The 16,558-nt window shown below is 68.7% G+C and carries 12 protein-coding genes; 8 read left to right on the top strand and 4 right to left on the bottom strand.

Annotated features, from left to right (window positions below):
- Positions 1–218: 218 nt before the first annotated feature.
- Both BLW75_RS32815 and BLW75_RS32810 read right to left on the bottom strand, forming a co-directional pair.
- Complete coding sequence (locus BLW75_RS32815) at positions 219–1,397, bottom strand: kynureninase (RefSeq protein WP_034315274.1); 1,179 nt, start codon at positions 1,395–1,397, stop codon at positions 219–221.
- Positions 1,381–2,028 carry a hypothetical protein gene (locus BLW75_RS32810; RefSeq protein WP_034315561.1) on the bottom strand — a complete coding sequence of 216 codons (648 nt, stop codon included), beginning with the start codon at positions 2,026–2,028 and terminating at the stop codon, positions 1,381–1,383. Before BLW75_RS32810 ends, BLW75_RS32815 begins: the two co-directional genes overlap by 17 nt.
- A gap of 149 nt (positions 2,029–2,177) precedes the next feature.
- Here BLW75_RS32810 and BLW75_RS32805 point away from each other — a divergent pair, with 149 nt between their 5' ends.
- Together BLW75_RS32805 and BLW75_RS32800 are read left to right on the top strand one after the other, a co-directional pair.
- Entirely contained in the window at positions 2,178–4,043 is a 1,866-nt protein-coding gene (locus BLW75_RS32805; protein WP_034315271.1) for an AMP-dependent synthetase/ligase, read from the top strand.
- 185 nt (positions 4,044–4,228) lie between these two features.
- Complete coding sequence (locus BLW75_RS32800) at positions 4,229–4,885, top strand: maleylpyruvate isomerase N-terminal domain-containing protein (protein WP_034315269.1); 657 nt, start codon at positions 4,229–4,231, stop codon at positions 4,883–4,885.
- Between the two features lie 146 nt (positions 4,886–5,031).
- Here BLW75_RS32800 and BLW75_RS32795 read toward each other — a convergent pair whose 3' ends face one another.
- Positions 5,032–5,925: an SDR family NAD(P)-dependent oxidoreductase gene (locus BLW75_RS32795; RefSeq protein ID WP_034315559.1), complete on the bottom strand. Its 894-nt coding sequence runs from the start codon at positions 5,923–5,925 to the stop codon at positions 5,032–5,034.
- A gap of 372 nt (positions 5,926–6,297) precedes the next feature.
- Between BLW75_RS32795 and BLW75_RS32790 the strand changes: the two genes are divergently transcribed.
- From BLW75_RS32790 to BLW75_RS32765, 5 genes are all read left to right on the top strand, one after another.
- Entirely contained in the window at positions 6,298–7,512 is a 1,215-nt protein-coding gene (locus BLW75_RS32790; protein ID WP_091598768.1) for an MFS transporter, read from the top strand.
- Positions 7,513–7,940: 428 nt separating this feature from the next.
- A complete protein-coding gene (locus BLW75_RS32780) occupies positions 7,941–9,386 on the top strand; it encodes a GGDEF domain-containing protein (protein WP_034315265.1) in 1,446 nt (481 codons plus the stop codon).
- A gap of 151 nt (positions 9,387–9,537) precedes the next feature.
- Positions 9,538–11,715: a phospholipase A2 gene (locus BLW75_RS32775; RefSeq protein WP_034315260.1), complete on the top strand. Its 2,178-nt coding sequence runs from the start codon at positions 9,538–9,540 to the stop codon at positions 11,713–11,715.
- A 162-nt stretch (positions 11,716–11,877) separates the two neighbouring features.
- Entirely contained in the window at positions 11,878–13,500 is a 1,623-nt protein-coding gene (locus BLW75_RS32770) for an LCP family protein (RefSeq protein WP_034315256.1), read from the top strand.
- A gap of 254 nt (positions 13,501–13,754) precedes the next feature.
- Positions 13,755–14,225 carry a helix-turn-helix domain-containing protein gene (locus BLW75_RS32765; RefSeq protein WP_034315254.1) on the top strand — a complete coding sequence of 157 codons (471 nt, stop codon included), beginning with the start codon at positions 13,755–13,757 and terminating at the stop codon, positions 14,223–14,225.
- Positions 14,226–14,292: 67 nt separating this feature from the next.
- Here the strand turns inward: BLW75_RS32765 and BLW75_RS32760 are convergent, their stop codons facing one another.
- A complete protein-coding gene (locus tag BLW75_RS32760; protein ID WP_034315251.1) occupies positions 14,293–15,753 on the bottom strand; it encodes a flavin-containing monooxygenase in 1,461 nt (486 codons plus the stop codon).
- Positions 15,754–15,875: 122 nt separating this feature from the next.
- Between BLW75_RS32760 and BLW75_RS32755 the strand changes: the two genes are divergently transcribed.
- Complete coding sequence (locus tag BLW75_RS32755; RefSeq protein WP_167373547.1) at positions 15,876–16,433, top strand: TetR/AcrR family transcriptional regulator; 558 nt, start codon at positions 15,876–15,878, stop codon at positions 16,431–16,433.
- The last annotated feature ends 125 nt before the right edge of the window (positions 16,434–16,558 follow it).

Below are 16,558 nucleotides of genomic sequence, written 5' to 3'. Positions count from 1 at the left end.
TCACCGCTACGACGAGCGACGCGAGTTTTCCTTACGCCACAGAGGAAGGACCTACGTCACACACGCGGCGAGCGAAGGTCGAGATTAGCAGCGGATTCGCGAAAGATCGCGCGTTCTCCCCCGCCGGGGCGAGGCGATCACCTCTTTGCCACACATTCCCGAATGCGTTTCACCCTTTTCGCCACACCCAGGGTGCCGAAGTGAGCGGCCTTCGAAAATCATCGAAATTCGCGTAGCGTCGTCACGGCGCGAAGCACCTCGCCGTAGGTGGTGTAGAGCGGCGCCAGCCCGAATCGCAGCACATTGGGCGGGCGGAAGTCGCCGATCACGCCGCGGTCGATCAGGGCCGCCATCGTCTTGGCCGCGTCGTCGTCGGCGACGGAGATCTGGTGGCCGCGGTCCTCCCCGCGCGGGGTCCGGATCGTCGCGCCGTCCAGGAGCTCGTCCGCGCACCGGAAGAAGAAGTCGCCGAGCGCGAGCCCCTTCGTCCTGAGCACTCCGCGGTCCACGCCGTCCCAGACGTCGAGGGCCGCGTCCAGCGCCAGCAGCGAAAGGATGTCGGGCGTGCCCGCGCGGCCTCGTGCGATGCCCGCGTCCGCCTCGTACGCGCCCCGCATCGCGAACGGGTCGCGGTCGCCGGCCCAGCCCGCCAGCGGCTGGTCGAAGCTGTCCAGCCACTTCGTTGCCACGTAAAGAAAAGCGGGCGAGCCGGGGCCACCGTTGAGGAATTTGTAGGTACAGCCGACGGCGAGATCCACGCCCGCCGCGTCGAGCTCGACCGGCAGCGCGCCGACGCTGTGGCAGAGGTCCCAGAGCGCCAGCGCCCCGGCGCGGTGCAGTGCCGCGGTCAGCCCGGCCATGTCGTGGGCGCGCCCGGTGACGTAGTCGACGTGGTTGATCAGGGCGACGGCCGTCCGCTCGCTCACCTGGGCGGGCATGTCCTCGGCGACGACCCGGCGCACCGTGCGCCCGGTCAGCCGGGCGACCTCGTCGGCGATGTAGCCGTCGGTCGGGAAGGTGTCCGCGTCGACGAGGATCTCGTCACGGCCGGGCTGGAGGCGGGTCGCGGCGACCAGCGCCTTGAACAGGTTCACGCTGGTCGAATCCGCCACGACGAGCTGCCCCGGCGCGGCTCCCACCAGCGGCGCGATCCGTTCGCCGACCCGTACCGGAGCCTCCCACCAGCCCTCCGACCAGGACCGGATGAGCCGCCCGCCCCACTGCTCGCGGACGACCGCGGCGACGCGTTCGGCCACGTGCTTCGGCGGGGCGCCGAGGGAGTTACCGTCGAAATAGGCGACGCTCGCGTCGAGGTCGAATTCGTTTCGCTTGTGCGCCAAGGGATCGGCCGCGTCCAGCGCCGCGGCCTCGGCTACGAGGTCAGTCACGGCGACCATCGTCGGCGAGAGTGTTCCAGAAGTCCAGCTCGTACGCCTGGAACAACCGCGCGTGGGTCCGAGCGTCCTTTTCGGACAGATCGCCGGCGTCGAGCGCGGCCTGCACGGCCTGGACGGCCAACGCCTCGAGCTCCGGCGACGGCGCGCCGAAGAAGTCGAAGAAGGCACAGGCCTCGTCGTCGAAGCCGTATCGCTCGCGCATCGCGGTGGCGATCGCGGCGCAGTACCGGCCGAAGGCGGCGAAGTTGGCGACGATCGCCACGATGACGTCCGCCGGCTCGCCGTTGAGCGCGAGCCAGGCGACGAACGCCGGGTACGCCTGGCATCCCGCGCGGGGCTCGAAGCCGGGCGGCTCTTCGGCGAGCGCCGCCAGCTTGCCGAGCGCCAGCCCTTCACCCGAAGCCAAGGCCGTGAAGAACTCCCGTGCCCGCGGCTCCCGCGAACGCGACGCGAGATGGAGGAAACTGCGCCAGTCGCTGCGGACGATCCGGTACTCCTCCGCGGCGATCGCGGCGAAGACCTCGCGCGGCGCCTCGCCCGCCTCGACCGCCGGGACGAGCCTGTTCTCGCCGTCGCGGGGCGCGAGTTCCGCCTGGACCGCGTCGATCAACTCGCGTGCCGAACCGGTCATCGTCGAGGCTCCTCGTTGTTCGGGACTGACGCGGTGAAAACGGAAAAGGTGGACATTTCGCGGAGCACGACCGTGGCCGCGATTCTCTATCCAGCACTGCCGACAGCCCTTACAGTGTGCCTGATCAGGCAGCATCGAGGAGGCCAGCGTTGACCACCCAGCCGACCGTCGCCGAGCAGATCGAAGGCCAGACCATCCCCGCCCTGCTTCACCGCAACGCTCAGGAGTTCGGTGACCTGCCGGCGGTCACGTCACTCGACATCGAGGGCAAGCCGACCCTGAACTGGGCCGAATTCCGCACCTCCATCGCGGAGGTTTCCCGAGGACTCGCCGGCCTCGGGCTCGGCGTCCGCGACCGGATGCTGATCATGGCGCCGAGCAGTCCGGACCACCTGATCGCCGATCTCGCCGCGGCCCATCTCGGCGCGATCCCCTGCACCGCGTACGCGACGCTCAGCCCGGAGCAGATCGGGTTCGTCGCCCGGCACAGCGCCGCCGGCGTCGTCGTCCTCGCCGGAGCCGACGAACTCGGCCGCTGGTCGCAGGTCCTCGACGACCTGCCCGCGCTGCGGCACGTCGTCCTGCTCGACGCGTCCGTGGTCCCGCCGGACGACAAGCGGTTCCTGTCGTTCGCCGAGCTGCGCGCGGCGGGCGCGGAGGCACACGCCGCCGACCCGCAGGCGTTCGAGACAGCGTGGTCCGCGATCACTCCGGACGACCCGCTGTCGATGATCTACACCTCCGGCACCACCGGCGACCCCAAGGGTGTCGTGCTCTCGCACCGCAACGCGATCTACCAGGCCGTCGCCGTGCAGAGGCTGCACGACTCCCCGATGCACGCCACGAACATCGCGTACCTGCCGCTCGCGCACATCGCCGAACGCGAGCTGTCGATCTACATGCCGATCGTGTGGGCCGGGCACGTGCACACCGTCGCCGACCCGACCGGCGTCGTCGGCGCGCTCGGCCAGGTGCACCCGAAGAGTTTCTTCGGCGTACCGCGGGTGTGGGAAAAGATGGCGGCAGGCCTCAAAAACCTGCTCGGCTCGCTGCCTGAAGAGAAGCGGAACGGCCTGATCGCCGCGAACGAACTGCTGCAACAGGGCTACAAACTGCGCAGTGACGGCAAGGAGGTGCCGCCGGAACTCGCCGAGAAGATCGCCCAGACCGACGCGGCCGCGCTCGCGCCGGTGCGGGCGATGCTGGGCCTCGACCAGATCGAGGTCGCCTCCAGCGGTGCCGCCGCGCTGCCGGTGGAGGTCCTGTACTTCATCGCCGGGCTCGGGGTCGAGATCCAGGAGGTCTGGGGACTGTCCGAGACCACCGGCGCGGTCACCTCGAACTCACCGTCGGCGTTCAAGGCCGGTTCGGTCGGCCGCCCGCTGGAGGGCATCGAGGTGAAGGTCGCCGAGGACGGCGAACTCCTCGTCCGCGGCGCGATCGTGTTCCTCGGTTACCTGCAGGCGGACGGCACGATCGAACCGGACGTCGACGCCGACGGCTGGCTCGCCACCGGCGACATCGGGACCGTCGACGAACGCGGTTTCGTCACGATCACCGACCGCAAGAAGGAACTGATCATCACTTCGAGCGGCAAGAACATCGCCCCGACGAAGATCGAAGGTCTCCTCAAGGAACACCCGCTGATCGGGCAGGCCGTCGCGATCGGCGAGAAACGGCCGTACGTCACGGCGCTCATCGTCGTCGACGACGAGATCGCGCCGGGCTGGGCGACCGCGAACGGCATCCAGCTGGCGGAAGGCGAATCGCTCGCCGACAACGCGGAGGTCCGCGCGGAGATCGACAAGGCCGTCGAGGCGGCGAACGCGCGGCTGGCCAGGATCGAGCAGATCAAGCGGTACCACGTGATCCCCAAGGCGTGGACGCCGGAAACCGGCGAGGTGACCCCGACCCTGAAGCTGAAGCGGCGGGTCATCAACGACCGCTACGCGCCGACGATCGCGGATCTGTACGCGGCCTCCGCTCCGGAACCCGCCCCCGCCGCCGGTTCCTGAGCCGTAACACCCGTGATGGGAGGCGTAACTCGCGTGTCTGGAGGCGTAACTCGCGAGTTCCGTCTCCAATCACGCGAGTTACGCCTTCAAGCACGCGAGTTACGCCTTCAAGCACGCGAGTTACGTCTTCGAGCACGGGACGAAAGGAGTCGCGAGCGGGAAGCGACCGCTGTTAACTTGCCGCCGTGGATCTCTTCTCCCGCTCTTGGGCGGCGCTCCTCGCCGCCGTCGCCGAAACCCCCGACGAAGACTTCGCCAAGCCGTCCGGCTGCGCCGGCTGGCTGGTGCGGGACCTGGTGTGTCACCTGGTGATCGACGCCCAGGACGTCCTGATCACCCTCGCCACTCCCGCCGAGACGGAACCCACGCGTGACGCGGTCACCTACTGGGAGCTCGCCGACAAGCCGCCCACCGGCGAGGACGACCTCGACGCGCTGATCGTGCGCCTCGCCGCCGCCTATCAGGAGCCGCGGCTGCTCAAGTTCCACCTCGACGACGTCGGCTCCGCCGCGGGCCGGGCCGCCGGCCTCGCCGACCCGGCGACGCGGGTCGCCACCCGCGACATCGTCCTGACCGCCGGCGACTTCCTCTCCGCGTACGTCCTGGAGTGGACGCTGCACCACCTCGACCTGGTCGCGTATCTCCCGCACCTCGACGGCCCCGCCGCCGACAGCCTCGCCAGGACGCGGCAGATCCTGGAGCAGCGCACCGGCGAAACGTTCCCGGCGTCGTTCTCCGACACGGACGCGCTGCTGGTCGGCACCGGCCGCCGTCAGCCGACGGACGCGGAGAAGGCCGAACTCGGCGACTTGGCCGCGAAGCTGCCGTTCGTGATCGGCTGACTCTCAAGTCAGCGGCCGGCTCGCGTGCTCAGACGGACGACACGCGTGACTGCATGGACGACACGCGTGACTGGACGGACGGCACGGCCGTGTCGTCCGTCTGAGCACGCGTGTCGTCCCGCTGGTCACGCGTGTCGTCCAGCTGGTCACGCGGTCCGGGTCGACTCGGTCCATTTGCGCAGCCGCGGCGGGACACGCTTTTCGAGGCCGTAGTTCTCCAGGTGCGCGCTGAAGACCTCGTCGAAGGCGCGCTGCACGGTCTCGGTGTCCCACACCGGCCGCTCGAGGATGGGCTGCTTGAGGAACGGCTGCCCCATGACGTGCAGCTGCGGCCCGTTGCAGCGGATCATCTGCCCGGTGATGCCGTCGGATCCGGAGCCGAGCAGGAAGAGCACGACGGGCGCGATCCGCGACGGCGTCCGGTCCGGTGGGCAGGCCCGCAGCGACCGTTCGGATTTCCACACCATCCGGGTGTGCGCGAGCGGGCAGACCGCGTTCACCCGGATCCCGCTCTCCTCCAGGTCGAGCGCCCACGAGTAGGTCAGCGAAGCGACGGCGCCCTTGCTGGCGGCGTACACGCCGAGCTTGCGCTGCCCGAGCGACGCCCCCGACGAGATGTTGACGATCGAGCCCGGCTTGCCCCGCGCCACCATCGCCTTGATCGCGGCGAGCCCGGTGTACATGACGCCGAGGACGTTCACCTCGACCAGTTCGCGGGCCTGTTCGACGTCGTCCTCCCACGGCAGCGCCTCGTAGTTCAGGCCCGCGTTGTTGACCAGCCCGTCGATCGCGCCGAACTCGGTGAGGCACAGGTCGACGATCTCCTGTGCCTGCTCCGGATCCGCGACGCTGTGCCCGCTGGCGACCGCCCTCCCGCCGAACCGGCGGATGTTCTCCGTCGTCCGTTCGGCCAGTTCGGCGTCGATGTCGTTGACCACGACGGCCCCGCCCGCCCTCGCGACGTGCACCGCGAACGCCTCGCCGAGGCCCCGTCCCGCCCCGGTCACGACGACGGCCTTGTCGTCGAGCAAACCGTTCATCGCCTTCACCCCTTTGACCCAAGCCGGCCTCCACCTCCAGACCGGTCTCTACTCAGTGTTGGCCCATTCGGCCCAACCGGAGCGCATGCGGCGGCGAACGGCGGCCCGGCTGCGCCGAGCGAGGGCGGGGCGATCGGCGCGCAGATACCCGCGGGCGAGTCAGGCCGATGTCACCCACCGGTCAGACGGCGTAACCCGATCAGCTCAACAGGCGAAGGATTCCTCCGTCTTCTGTTCGTCTCCCTGTAGCCGGAGGCATACTGAACGTTGTCCGGCGGGACGACAACCGTGACTCCCTCGTCGACCGCGTAACACGGCAGGCAAGAATGCGAGGGACGGAAGTTCACCCGATCGGGGGGAGGTGGTCACGCAGTGAAGACGAACGCGGCGCCGCGGATGACCGCCGCCCTGGCGAACCGCGAGTTCCGCGCACTCTGGCTCGCCGAGGTGCAGTCCCTCATCGGGGACCAGCTCACCATCGTCGCGCTGGCGATCCTCGTTTACGACCGGACAGGCTCCGCGCTGCTTTCCGCGGTGGTCTACTCCCTGACCTTCCTGCCCGCGCTGGCCGGCGGTCTCGGCCTCTCCCAGCTGGCCGACCGATACCCGAGGCGCACCGTCCTCGTCGTCTCGTCCCTGATCCAAGGCGTGCTGATCGCGATCATGGCGATCCCCGGCACCCCGCTCGCCCTGTTGTGCGGGCTCGTGGTGCTGGCACGGCTCGTGAACGCACCCGGCAACGCGGCGCAGAACGCGCTGACCCGTGAGGTGTTCACCGACGACGACCTCTATCTCAAAAGCCAGGACATCAGGGGCATCTCGACGAACACCGCCATGCTGCTCGGCCTGGCGGGCGGCGGTCTGCTGGTGTCGCAGGTCGGGGCGAGCTGGGCTCTGGCACTGGACGCCGCGACGTTCCTGCTGAGCGCGGCCGTGGTCCGCTTCTCGGTCTCCCGGCGGGCGGCGGCGTCCGACGGCAACGGCAGCTGGTTCGGCGCGGTGAAGCAGGTTTTCGGCAACCGTCACCTGCGGGTGCTGGTCTGGTTCTCGTGGCTGGTGGGCCTGGCCGTCGTCCCCGAGGGGCTCGCCGCACCGCTAGCCGCGGAGATGGGCGTGGGAAAACAGGCCGTCGGCTGGCTGCTGGCCGCCGATCCGCTGGGGTTCGTCATCGGGGCGTTCCTGCTGTCCCGGTTCGTCTCGGCGGAACAACGGCGGAAGCTGCTCGGCGTGCTGGCGGCACTACCGATGGTCGCTCTGATCGCCTTCGCGCTCCAACCCGGGCTCATCCCGGCGTTGCTCCTGCTGGCGGCGGCGGGTGCCGCGGGGGCGTACCTGATCACGGTGAGCGCCACGTTCATCACGTGGGTCCCGAACGAACTCAGGGGCGGTGCGGGTGGGGTGTACCGCACGGGGTTGCGGGTGGCTCAGGGAGTAGGGGCGGGACTCGGCGGGCTCGCCGCCGACCGGCTCGGGTCGGCGACCTCGGCCATCGCGCTGGCCGGTGTGGTCGGCCTGCTGCTGGCCGTCCTGGTCGCACTCAGTTGGGGACACATCAACGGATCCAGCCCGGAACCGCTGCTGTCATGAGGAATCCACACTGGACGACCCCTGGGGCGGCACGGCCGCCCGGCGGGTTCGTACTCGGAAATCTCGACACGACACTGCTTCGGCACCTCAGTGAAAAGAAACGGCTTCGGATCAGAAGTCACGGCTCGACACGGTCACACACCTCCCGGCCACCTCGTTGCTGCGAACTAATACCTTGTCCGGGCTCAGAAGTCACGACTGGACACTATCCGTCACCCCTTCCGCGTCACGTCTCGAAAAACATTCAGTCGCCAAGATCAGAAATCACGGGACACGATTGCCACCTCCGGTCCGTGTTCGCGGGCACCCTTGCCTGTGTCGGACAACCGATGCGATGGGATGATACCGGCCGTGGAATACGAACGGTGTATCAGTCGGTACCGGTGAGATTACTCAGCCGTGCCGTCCGCGCGGAAAAGAGGTAGCAATTGCCAGCCGAGACCGGTGACCGCCGCCAGCACGGTGACGGCACCGGCGACCTTGACGACGCGACGGCGACACCCGCCGCCCAGAGCGGTGTACCGGTGACCGAACGCGGGCAGGCGAGTCCGGAAGGTGACCAGGCCGCACCACCGGAACGTCATCCCTACGATCCCAGGGCGTGGGCGCTGTGGCAGCGGCCGAAGCGATTCATCGCGTTCCTTTTCGCGATGGAGGCCGTCGGAATCGCGATCATGGTCGTCGCGACGATGAATTCCGCGAATCCGGGAAGAACGGACTGGGTCCGTTTCGCCATTCTCGCGGTCGGCGCCACGGCACATATTCAGCTCACCCAGCGGCAAGAGGAAAGGCGGCGCGATCGAAGCCATACCGTCCTCATCGACCTCACCGCGGTGTGGACATTTCCCGCCGCGGTGATCCTGCCGCTTTCGCTCACGCTTTCCATCATCGCGATCGTCCGGATCCAGCATTGGTTCATCGCCCGCCGTCCCGCGCACAACTTCGTGTTCTCGTCGGTCACCCACGGCGTTTCGGTGACGCTGGCGTCGCTCACCTTCGCCGCGTTCGGGCCGCATGAATGGGGGCGGATCTCCGGCTGGGACACCCTCGGCGAGTTCGGCGTCCTGATCGTCACCGGAATGGTCTTCGAGGCGGTGCAGATCGCCTACATCGGCGGCATCCTCGCGCTCGGCTCGCCGAAGCGGCCGTCGATCTCCACCGTGCTCGGCAATACGGCGGACAACCTGCTGGAGGCCATCACGATCGGCCTCGGCGCGGTCACCGCGGTGCTGCTGTTGATCATGCCACCGATGGTGATCGTGATGGCCGTGGTGACGGTGGTGTTCAATCGCCTCGCCGAGATCGACCAACTGCAAAACGACGCGCGGACGGACCCGAAAACCGGTGTTCTCAACATGCGCGGATGGTCGGAGTCGGCCGATCGGGCGCTCGGCAGGACTGCCCGATCGGACGACAACCTGGCCCTTCTGATGATTGATCTCGATCACTTCAAGTGGATTAACGACACATATGGACATCCGGCGGGCGACGACGTGCTCCGCGATGTGGCGCGGAAATTGGACGAGGTCACCCGGCCCGCCGACGTCATCGGCCGGTTCGGCGGCGAAGAATTCCTCGTACTCCTGCCGGATATCGACGAAACGGCGGCCAAACTCGCCGCCGAGCGAGTGCGCAGTGCTATCGCCGAACTGCATATAGTGACTACCGACAAAAGGGGCAGCCGGGTGACCATCTCGGGCCGCACCACCTCGATCGGCGCGGCGTTGTTCCCCCGTCACGGTGAATCCCTGGAGGAACTTCTGCACGCCTCCGACGCCGCCGTCTACGTGGCCAAGGAGAACGGCCGTAACCAGGTGCGCTTCGCCCAAGACGTGGACCGGCCCCCTCCCTCGCCGCCCACCGACCAGGGCTGAAAGCGTCCTTCACCGCATCCCGCGTGGTGAAAGCGCCCTTCGCCGCGTCGCATACGGGGAAAGCGTCCTTCAGCCCCTGGTCACCCATCCGGGCGCGACTCGGGGGTTATCCGGATGTCGGCCTTGATCGGCGGATGGCACCCTGGACGCCATGCCAGCGACAGCCGAAGCCGCCGCTCGTCCCGCCCGGATCCGGCGGCCGTGGTCGACTTCGGGCTGGTTATTGCTGGTCACGGTGCTGGTGTTCGGCTTCGGGCTGATCGCGTCACGGCCGGCCTCGCCGCCGGACCAGGGACCACCGACGGGTGACATCCTCGCCGCGCAGAACGCGGTCGACGCGCTGGTGCGGCCGGGCCCGGTGGAGAACGCGATCGCCGCGCTGCCCGCCGACTTCACCGCGGTCAGCGGCATCACCCCGGGGGTGATGACGGCGCGAGACGGCACCGTGCGCGCCGTCCACACCGACGGCGGCTGCTCGGCACCCTGGGGCGACGACAACACCAAGTGGGACTACGCGGTCCCCTGCAAGGCGCACGACCTGGGCTACGACATCCTCCGCTACGCCGAACGCAAGGGGCACCCGCTCGGTCAGGAGGCCAGGGCCTCGCTCGACGACCGGCTCTCGGCCGACATGCACAACGCCTGCGTCCTCAACCCGATGGACTCGCGCGGCACCTGCGACGTCGTCGCCTCCCTCTATACCGCCGGTCTCGTGCTCAACTCCTGGCATCAGCGCTGGGGGCCGCCGGTCGGCGACCCGCTCGGCCCGATGATCGTCGGTGTGCTGGTGATCGGCGCGTTGCTGGTGTTCCGGCTGCGCGGCTGGGTTCGCAACCGCCGGACCACCGTCACGCTCCCCCGCGAGCCGCGGCCCGTCGTCCCGGTCGGCCGGTGGGCGTTGCTCGGGGTCGCCGGTGTCGTCCTCATGCTGCTCGGTGAATCCGCCGTCGCGCTCGCGCACTGGGCGGGGGCGCCGGAGCGGTCGTTGTGGCCGCTCACCTGGCTCGCCCAGCTCTGCCCGCTCATCTTCTTCGCGGTCGGCCGGATCAACGAGGCGGGCTGGCGGTCGATCCGCGCGACCGGCGGCCGTTATCCGCAGTACCTCGCCGACCGCGCGAGCCCGTTGCTGCGCCCGGCGCTGATCTTCGCCGTCGTCGCGCTGGTCGTCCCCCTCGCGCTGGAGGTGCTGGGGATCCCGACGGGCACGAACGCCACCGTCATGCGGATCGCGCTGCATCCGCTCTGGCTGCTCGGCGTCTTCCTGCTGACCGTCGTGCTCGCGCCGGCGCTGCTGACGTTGTACCGACGGACGCGGACCGCCTCCGTCGCCGGGCTCCTGGCGCTGACCTTGGCGAGCGAGGCCGCCGCGCAGTGGTCCGGTTCGGCCGTCCCGCGCTACGCGGAGACGTTGTTCCTCGCCCTGTTCGTCCAGCAACTGGCGTTCGCCCACGCCGACGGCGTCCGCCTGCCGCGCGGCGCCCTCGTGGCGACGGCGTTCACCGGCGCCGCCGGGCTGGGGCTCGCGGTCGCCGTCCGCGGCGAAGGCCCGATGCTGCTCGGCGGCCCCGGCGCCCCGGCGGCCCTGTCGGGTCCGCCCTGGGGCGTGCTCCTGCTCGGCCTGGTCCAGCTCGCGCTCCTCGGCCTGCTCTCGCAGCCGCTGGCCCGGTTCGGCGACCGTCCCGCGGTCGCCGCCACCGCGCGTCTGGTCCTGCGCGCCCCGATGAGCCTGTACCTCGGCTTCCTGTCCGCGATGCTGCTGCTCGTGGCGGTCGTCTACCTGCCGGGACCGTTCGTGGACGGGCTCAGCTGGCTGGCGCGCCCGCGAATCCTGCTCGCGATGGCCCTGTTGGCCGTGCCCGCCGTGCTCGTCTTCTGGTGGTTCGAGCGGCACTGGAACACTCAACTGCGTGGACCGCAACAGCGGGCGGTCGACGAGCCGGGCCTGCGGGCCATGGTCTTCTGCCGCGCGGCGGCGACGGTCGGCATGGCGTACGCGATGCTCGGCGTGTTCGGGTTCGCTCTGACCCGCTTCGGCGGCGCGTCCGCCGACGCCGACCTCCTCGGGATCCGGTTCGGCCCGGTCCAGAGCCTGGTCAACCTGCTGCTCGGGGTGTACCTCCTGCACACCGTGCGGAACGGCACCAGCCGGATGACGGGGACCTGGCTCGTGTGCGCGGTCGCGTGCGCGCCGCCTTTGATGACGGCTCTCGAAGGCGAGCGGGTGAGCGCCGCGTCCGTCGCGCTGCCGGTCGCGACGATCGTCGTCGCGATGCTCGCGGCGGCCGCCACGCTGGTCCCGGCCCGCGCCGCCCGGCGTGTCCTACCCTGATCCATACGGCGCTGACCAGGCATTCTCCGTACCATCAGGAGGAAAACGGTGGTGCGTGCCACATCTTCGGGGGGATGTGTAATCCTGCGACAACCCGCAACAGGCACCATGCGTCCCTTGAAGAGACCGTCGAACCGGTAACGACCAGAAGGAGCAGACCGCGTGGAGTACCCGCCTCGGAATGGGCATGGGGATCGACGTCCCGCCCGGCCTAGGCAGGACGCGCCCGGACGCGTTCCTTCCCGACCGGCCCCGCCCCGTGGAGCCCGCCCGGCCCCTTCCCGCCAGGCCGCGGGCATGCCGCCCCGGCGCCCGGCCCCGAGGCGACGGTCGTTCCGCGGCCCCAAGATCGCTCTCGGCCTGGTCTCGCTGCTGGTGATGGGCCTGACCGGGTACGCGTGGGCCGCGATGGACGGCCTGACCTTCGCGAACGTCGGCATCGGCGCGGACGAAGGCGAGAAGCCCGCCGACGGCGCCCGCGACATCCTGCTCGTCGGCCTCGACAGCCGCACGGACGCGCAGGGCAATCCGCTGTCGAAGGAGGTCCTGGCCCAGCTGCGTGCCGGACAGGCCGACGGCGAACTGAACACCGACTCGCTGATCTTCGTGCACATCCCGAACGACGGCTCCAAGGCCGTCGCGATCTCGCTGCCGCGCGACTCCTACGTCGACATCCCCGGCGGCTACGGGAAGCACAAGATCAACTCGGCCTACGCCCGCGCGATGCTCGACGAGCGCAAGAAGCAGCAGGAGAACGGCGTCTCCGACCCGAAGGAACTCGACCAGAAGGCCAACGAGGCCGGGGCGAAGACCCTGATCAAGACGGTCGAGCAGCTGACCGGGTCGACCATCGACAACTACGCCGCCATCAACCTGCTGGGCTTCAGCGAGATCACGCAGGCCATCGGCGGGGTCGACGTCTGCCTCAACGACGACGTCAACGACCAGTTCTCCGGCGCGAAGTTCACCAAGGGCCCGCACACCATCTCCGGTGTCGAGGCGCTCGGCTTCGTCCGGCAGCGGCACGGGCTGCCGCGCGGCGACCTCGACCGGGTCGTCCGGCAGCAGGTGTTCATGGCCGGGATGGCGCGGAAGGTGCTGTCGGCGGGCACGCTCGCGAACCCGGGCAAGCTCAACGACCTGATCACGGCGATCAAGAAGTCGGTCGTGCTCAACCAGAACTGGGACGTCTTCGGCTTCGCGCAGCAGATGAAGAGCCTGACCGGCGGCCAGCTCGAGTTCCGGACGATCCCGATCGTCAACATCGAGTACAAGACCCCGAACGACGGCGTCGCCATCCAGGTCGACCCGAAGCAGGTGAAGAACTTCGTCCAGGGGCTCGCGGGCCCGCAGCCGGGCGAACAGCAGCAGGCGCCGCCCGCCGAGTCGCCCAACAAGGCGACCACGGTCGACGTCCGCAACTCGACGCCCCGGGACGGGCTGGCCTCGTCGGTGCTGAAGCAGCTCGTCGACAAGGGCTTCACCGCTGGTGACACGGCCACCGCGAGCGCGCGCAAGAAGACGGTCGTCTGGGTCGCCAAGGGCGAGAAGGCGAAGGGTCAGGCGGTCGCCGAGGCACTCGGCGGCAACCCGACCGTCCAGGAGGACAAGAGCGTCGAGGCCGGGCATGTGATGGTCTTCCTCGGGTCGGACTTCAAGGCGCCGAGCGGCACGGAAGGCTCCGGCTCCTCGCAGAACGCCGCCGGTTCGTCGGCCGCCGCGCCCCCGCCCGAGCAGTCCGCCGAGAAGCCGATCACCGCCGAAGGCGTGCCCTGCGTCAACTGACGCGCAGGCGCTGCACCGAGTGTCGCGAAAGCCACTTTCAGGACGTCAGATGTCCTGAAAGTGGCTCTCGCGCCGCCGTCGAGCACCATTCCTTCACCCATTCGGCCCAACGAGCCGAAATCGACCGGAAAACCACCCCCGAAACCGCGTAAGAGCGGCGGCCCTGCCGACTTTCATACACGTGAGCGCGCTCGTCCCCGGTTTTGTCACACGGGGCGGGCGGTGGAGAAGGTTGGCAAGGCAGGGGATGGGGAGTGCTGATCGACGCTGAGAGCTATCAGCGGATACTCGGAGACGAGCTCCGCAAGCTCCGCCGTAAACGTGGCTGGACACGCAAGGAACTGAACCAGCATCTGCAGAGCGAGATCTCGCTCCAGACGCTGGCGACCTACGAGCTGGGCACCCGGCACTGTTCCGTGGTGCGGCTGGTCGAACTGTGCGTCGCGATGGACGAGCTGCCACAGGATCTGCTGGCCAAGGTGCATCGCCGGGTGTTCGTGGACGAACCGGGCCGGGTCCGGGTCGACCTGCGCCAGGTGATCAAGGACGACCAGGAGGAACTGCTCCCGCTGCGGCGGTGGGCGGACGACCGGCTCAAACGGTCGAGCGACAACGGCTCCGCCGAAGTCCATCTCGACCTCGCGGCGCTGGAACGGATGGCCGAACTCTGCGGCATCCCCACCGTCGATCTCATCGGAAGGCTTCGCCGGCTCAACCCCTCATGAGCGCGGCGTTCCCCGGTCCGTGAAGGCCATGCCCCCCATCTTGGCTTTCACGGACCTCCCCCTCTTTTCAGCCGAGGAGTTCGTAGTCCTCGCGGCGCACCTTGCGGGTGTCGAGCCAGTACCGCCAGGTGAAGCCCGGCCAGATCGTGCGGTTGACGCCCTTCGCGTCGAGGTACCAGCTCTTGCAGCCGCCCTGGGTCCAGATGCCCTTGGCGAGTTTGCGCTGGATCTCGCCGTTGAAGCGCTCCTGCGCCTCCGGCCGCGGGTCGAGCGCCTTGCCGCGGGCGAGCCGCAGCGCCTGCGCGACGTAGGAGATCTGCGCTTCGATCATGAACACCACGGAGTTGTGCCCCAGCCCGGTGTTCGGGCCGAGCAGGAAGAACAGGTTCGGGAACCCGGACACGGTGATGCCCTGGTACGTCCGCATCCCCTCGGTCGCCCACTCCTTGCCGAGGTTGCGCCCGTCCCGGCCGATGATCTCCAGATCGTCGAAGGCGTCGGTGACGTGGAATCCGGTGCCGTAGATGATCGCGTCGACCTCGTGCTCGACACCGGCGCCGTCGACGACGCTGTGCTCGCGGACCTCTTTCACGCCGTCGGTGACGACGTCGACGTTGTCCCGCGCGAGCGCCGGGTAGTAGTCGTTGGAGACCAGGACCCGCTTGCAGCCCATGGTGTAGTCCGGCGTCAGCTTCCGGCGCAGCTCCGGGTCCTTCACGCTCTTGTGGATGTTGCGCTGCGCGATGCGCTGGCCGATCTTCATCACCCACGGCTGTCCGTTGAAGCCGATCGCGCGGGCTTCGAGACCCCAGTAGAGAACGTCGCGGAAGGCGCGCTGCAGCAGCGGCACCGAGCTGAACGTCTTCCGGAGCGCTTCCGGCATCTCACGGTCCGGCTTCGGCATGATCCACGGCGGCGTCCGCTGGAAGAGCGTCAGCTCGGCGACGTCCTTCGCGATCCGCGGCACGAACTGGATCGCGCTCGCGCCGGTGCCGACCACGGCGACGCGCTTGCCGGCGAGGTCGTAGTCGTGTTCCCACCGCGCCGAGTGGAACGCCCGGCCCTGGAAACGCTCGATGCCGGGCAGCTTCGGGATCTGCGGCAGGTGCAGCGCGCCGACTCCGGCGACCAGCGCGGGCGCGACGAACTCGTCACCCGACTTCGACGCGACATGCCAGCGGTTCTCGTCCGCGTCCCAGCGGGCGCCGGTCATCTCCTGACCGAAGCGGATGAAGCGGTGCAGGTCGTACTTCGCGGCGACGTCGCGCATGTACTGCCAGATCTCCGGCTGCGGCGAGTACGCGCGGGACCAGCCGGGGTTCTGCTCGAACGAGTACGAGTACATATGCGAGGGAATGTCGCAGGCGCAGCCGGGGTAGGTGTTGTCCCGCCACGTGCCGCCCACGTCGTCGGCCTTCTCCAGGATCACGAAGTCCTCGCGGCCCTCTTTGCGCAGCTGAATGGCCATGCCCAGCCCGGAGAAACCGGTTCCGACGATGACGACACCGGTCTCGGTGCGGTTGCCCATGACCCCGACCTCTCGTTCGTTTTACCTGTTACCGGGAGTTCACCTTACTCGAAGTAGGTTACCTTCGGTAGAGTGTTGTGGTGACGACGGCGAAGCGCAAACGCATGCCACGAGCAGAGCGAATGCGGCAAATGATCGAGATCGCTGAGGAGGTCTTCGCCGACCGCGGCTACAGCGCGGCGTCGATGGACGACATCGCGGAACGCGTCGGGGTCTCCAAGCCGATGCTCTACGAGTACTTCAACTCGAAAGAGGGGCTGCTGCTGGCCTGCATCCAGCAGTCGCGGGCAGCACTGCGCGAGGTCACCGAACGGGCGACCATCGGCGCGACGTCCGCCGAGGACGCGCTGCGGCGCGGGCTGCTCGCCTTCTTCGTCTTCATCCGCGAACGACGGCAGGCCTGGTCACTGCTCCGCCACGAAATGGCTCTGATCGGAACCGGGGCCGCCGACGAGATCGAGCAGACCCGGCGCCAGCAGACCGACCTGATCGCCGCACTGATGGGTGACTACTTCGACGCCGGGGACGACCTCCACGCCGAGGCGTCCGCGGAATTCGTCGTCGGCGCGTGCGAGCGGCTCGCGATCTGGTGCGAACGACACGAGGACGTCAGCCCCGAAACGGCGACCGGATACGCCATGGACGTCCTCTGGTCAGGCCTGTCCGGGCGGGCCCGCTGAAACGACTGTGAAGATGCTCGTGCATTAGGCCATTCGGTCGTCACTCAGAGCACATTGCCGCCAGTGTCTTGTGACACAGAGTTGTCCTACTGTATCGATGACACTGTAGAAAGTCTGATGGACAG

The organism is Amycolatopsis lurida, from assembly GCF_900105055.1.
Classification (GTDB): domain Bacteria; phylum Actinomycetota; class Actinomycetes; order Mycobacteriales; family Pseudonocardiaceae; genus Amycolatopsis; species Amycolatopsis lurida.
Note: the sequence above shows the minus strand (reverse complement) of the source record. Positions and strands in the feature narration are given on the sequence as shown.

Coding starts and splice junctions, on each gene's coding strand:
- BLW75_RS32755 (WP_167373547.1), top strand. CDS start 15,876: ATGCGGCAAATGATCGAGATCGCTGAGGAGGTCTTCGCCGACCGCGGC.
- BLW75_RS32815 (WP_034315274.1), bottom strand. CDS start 1,397: ATGGTCGCCGTGACTGACCTCGTAGCCGAGGCCGCGGCGCTGGACGCG.
- BLW75_RS32775 (WP_034315260.1), top strand. CDS start 9,538: ATGCCAGCGACAGCCGAAGCCGCCGCTCGTCCCGCCCGGATCCGGCGG.
- BLW75_RS32810 (WP_034315561.1), bottom strand. CDS start 2,028: ATGACCGGTTCGGCACGCGAGTTGATCGACGCGGTCCAGGCGGAACTC.
- BLW75_RS32795 (WP_034315559.1), bottom strand. CDS start 5,925: ATGAACGGTTTGCTCGACGACAAGGCCGTCGTCGTGACCGGGGCGGGA.
- BLW75_RS32760 (WP_034315251.1), bottom strand. CDS start 15,753: ATGGGCAACCGCACCGAGACCGGTGTCGTCATCGTCGGAACCGGTTTC.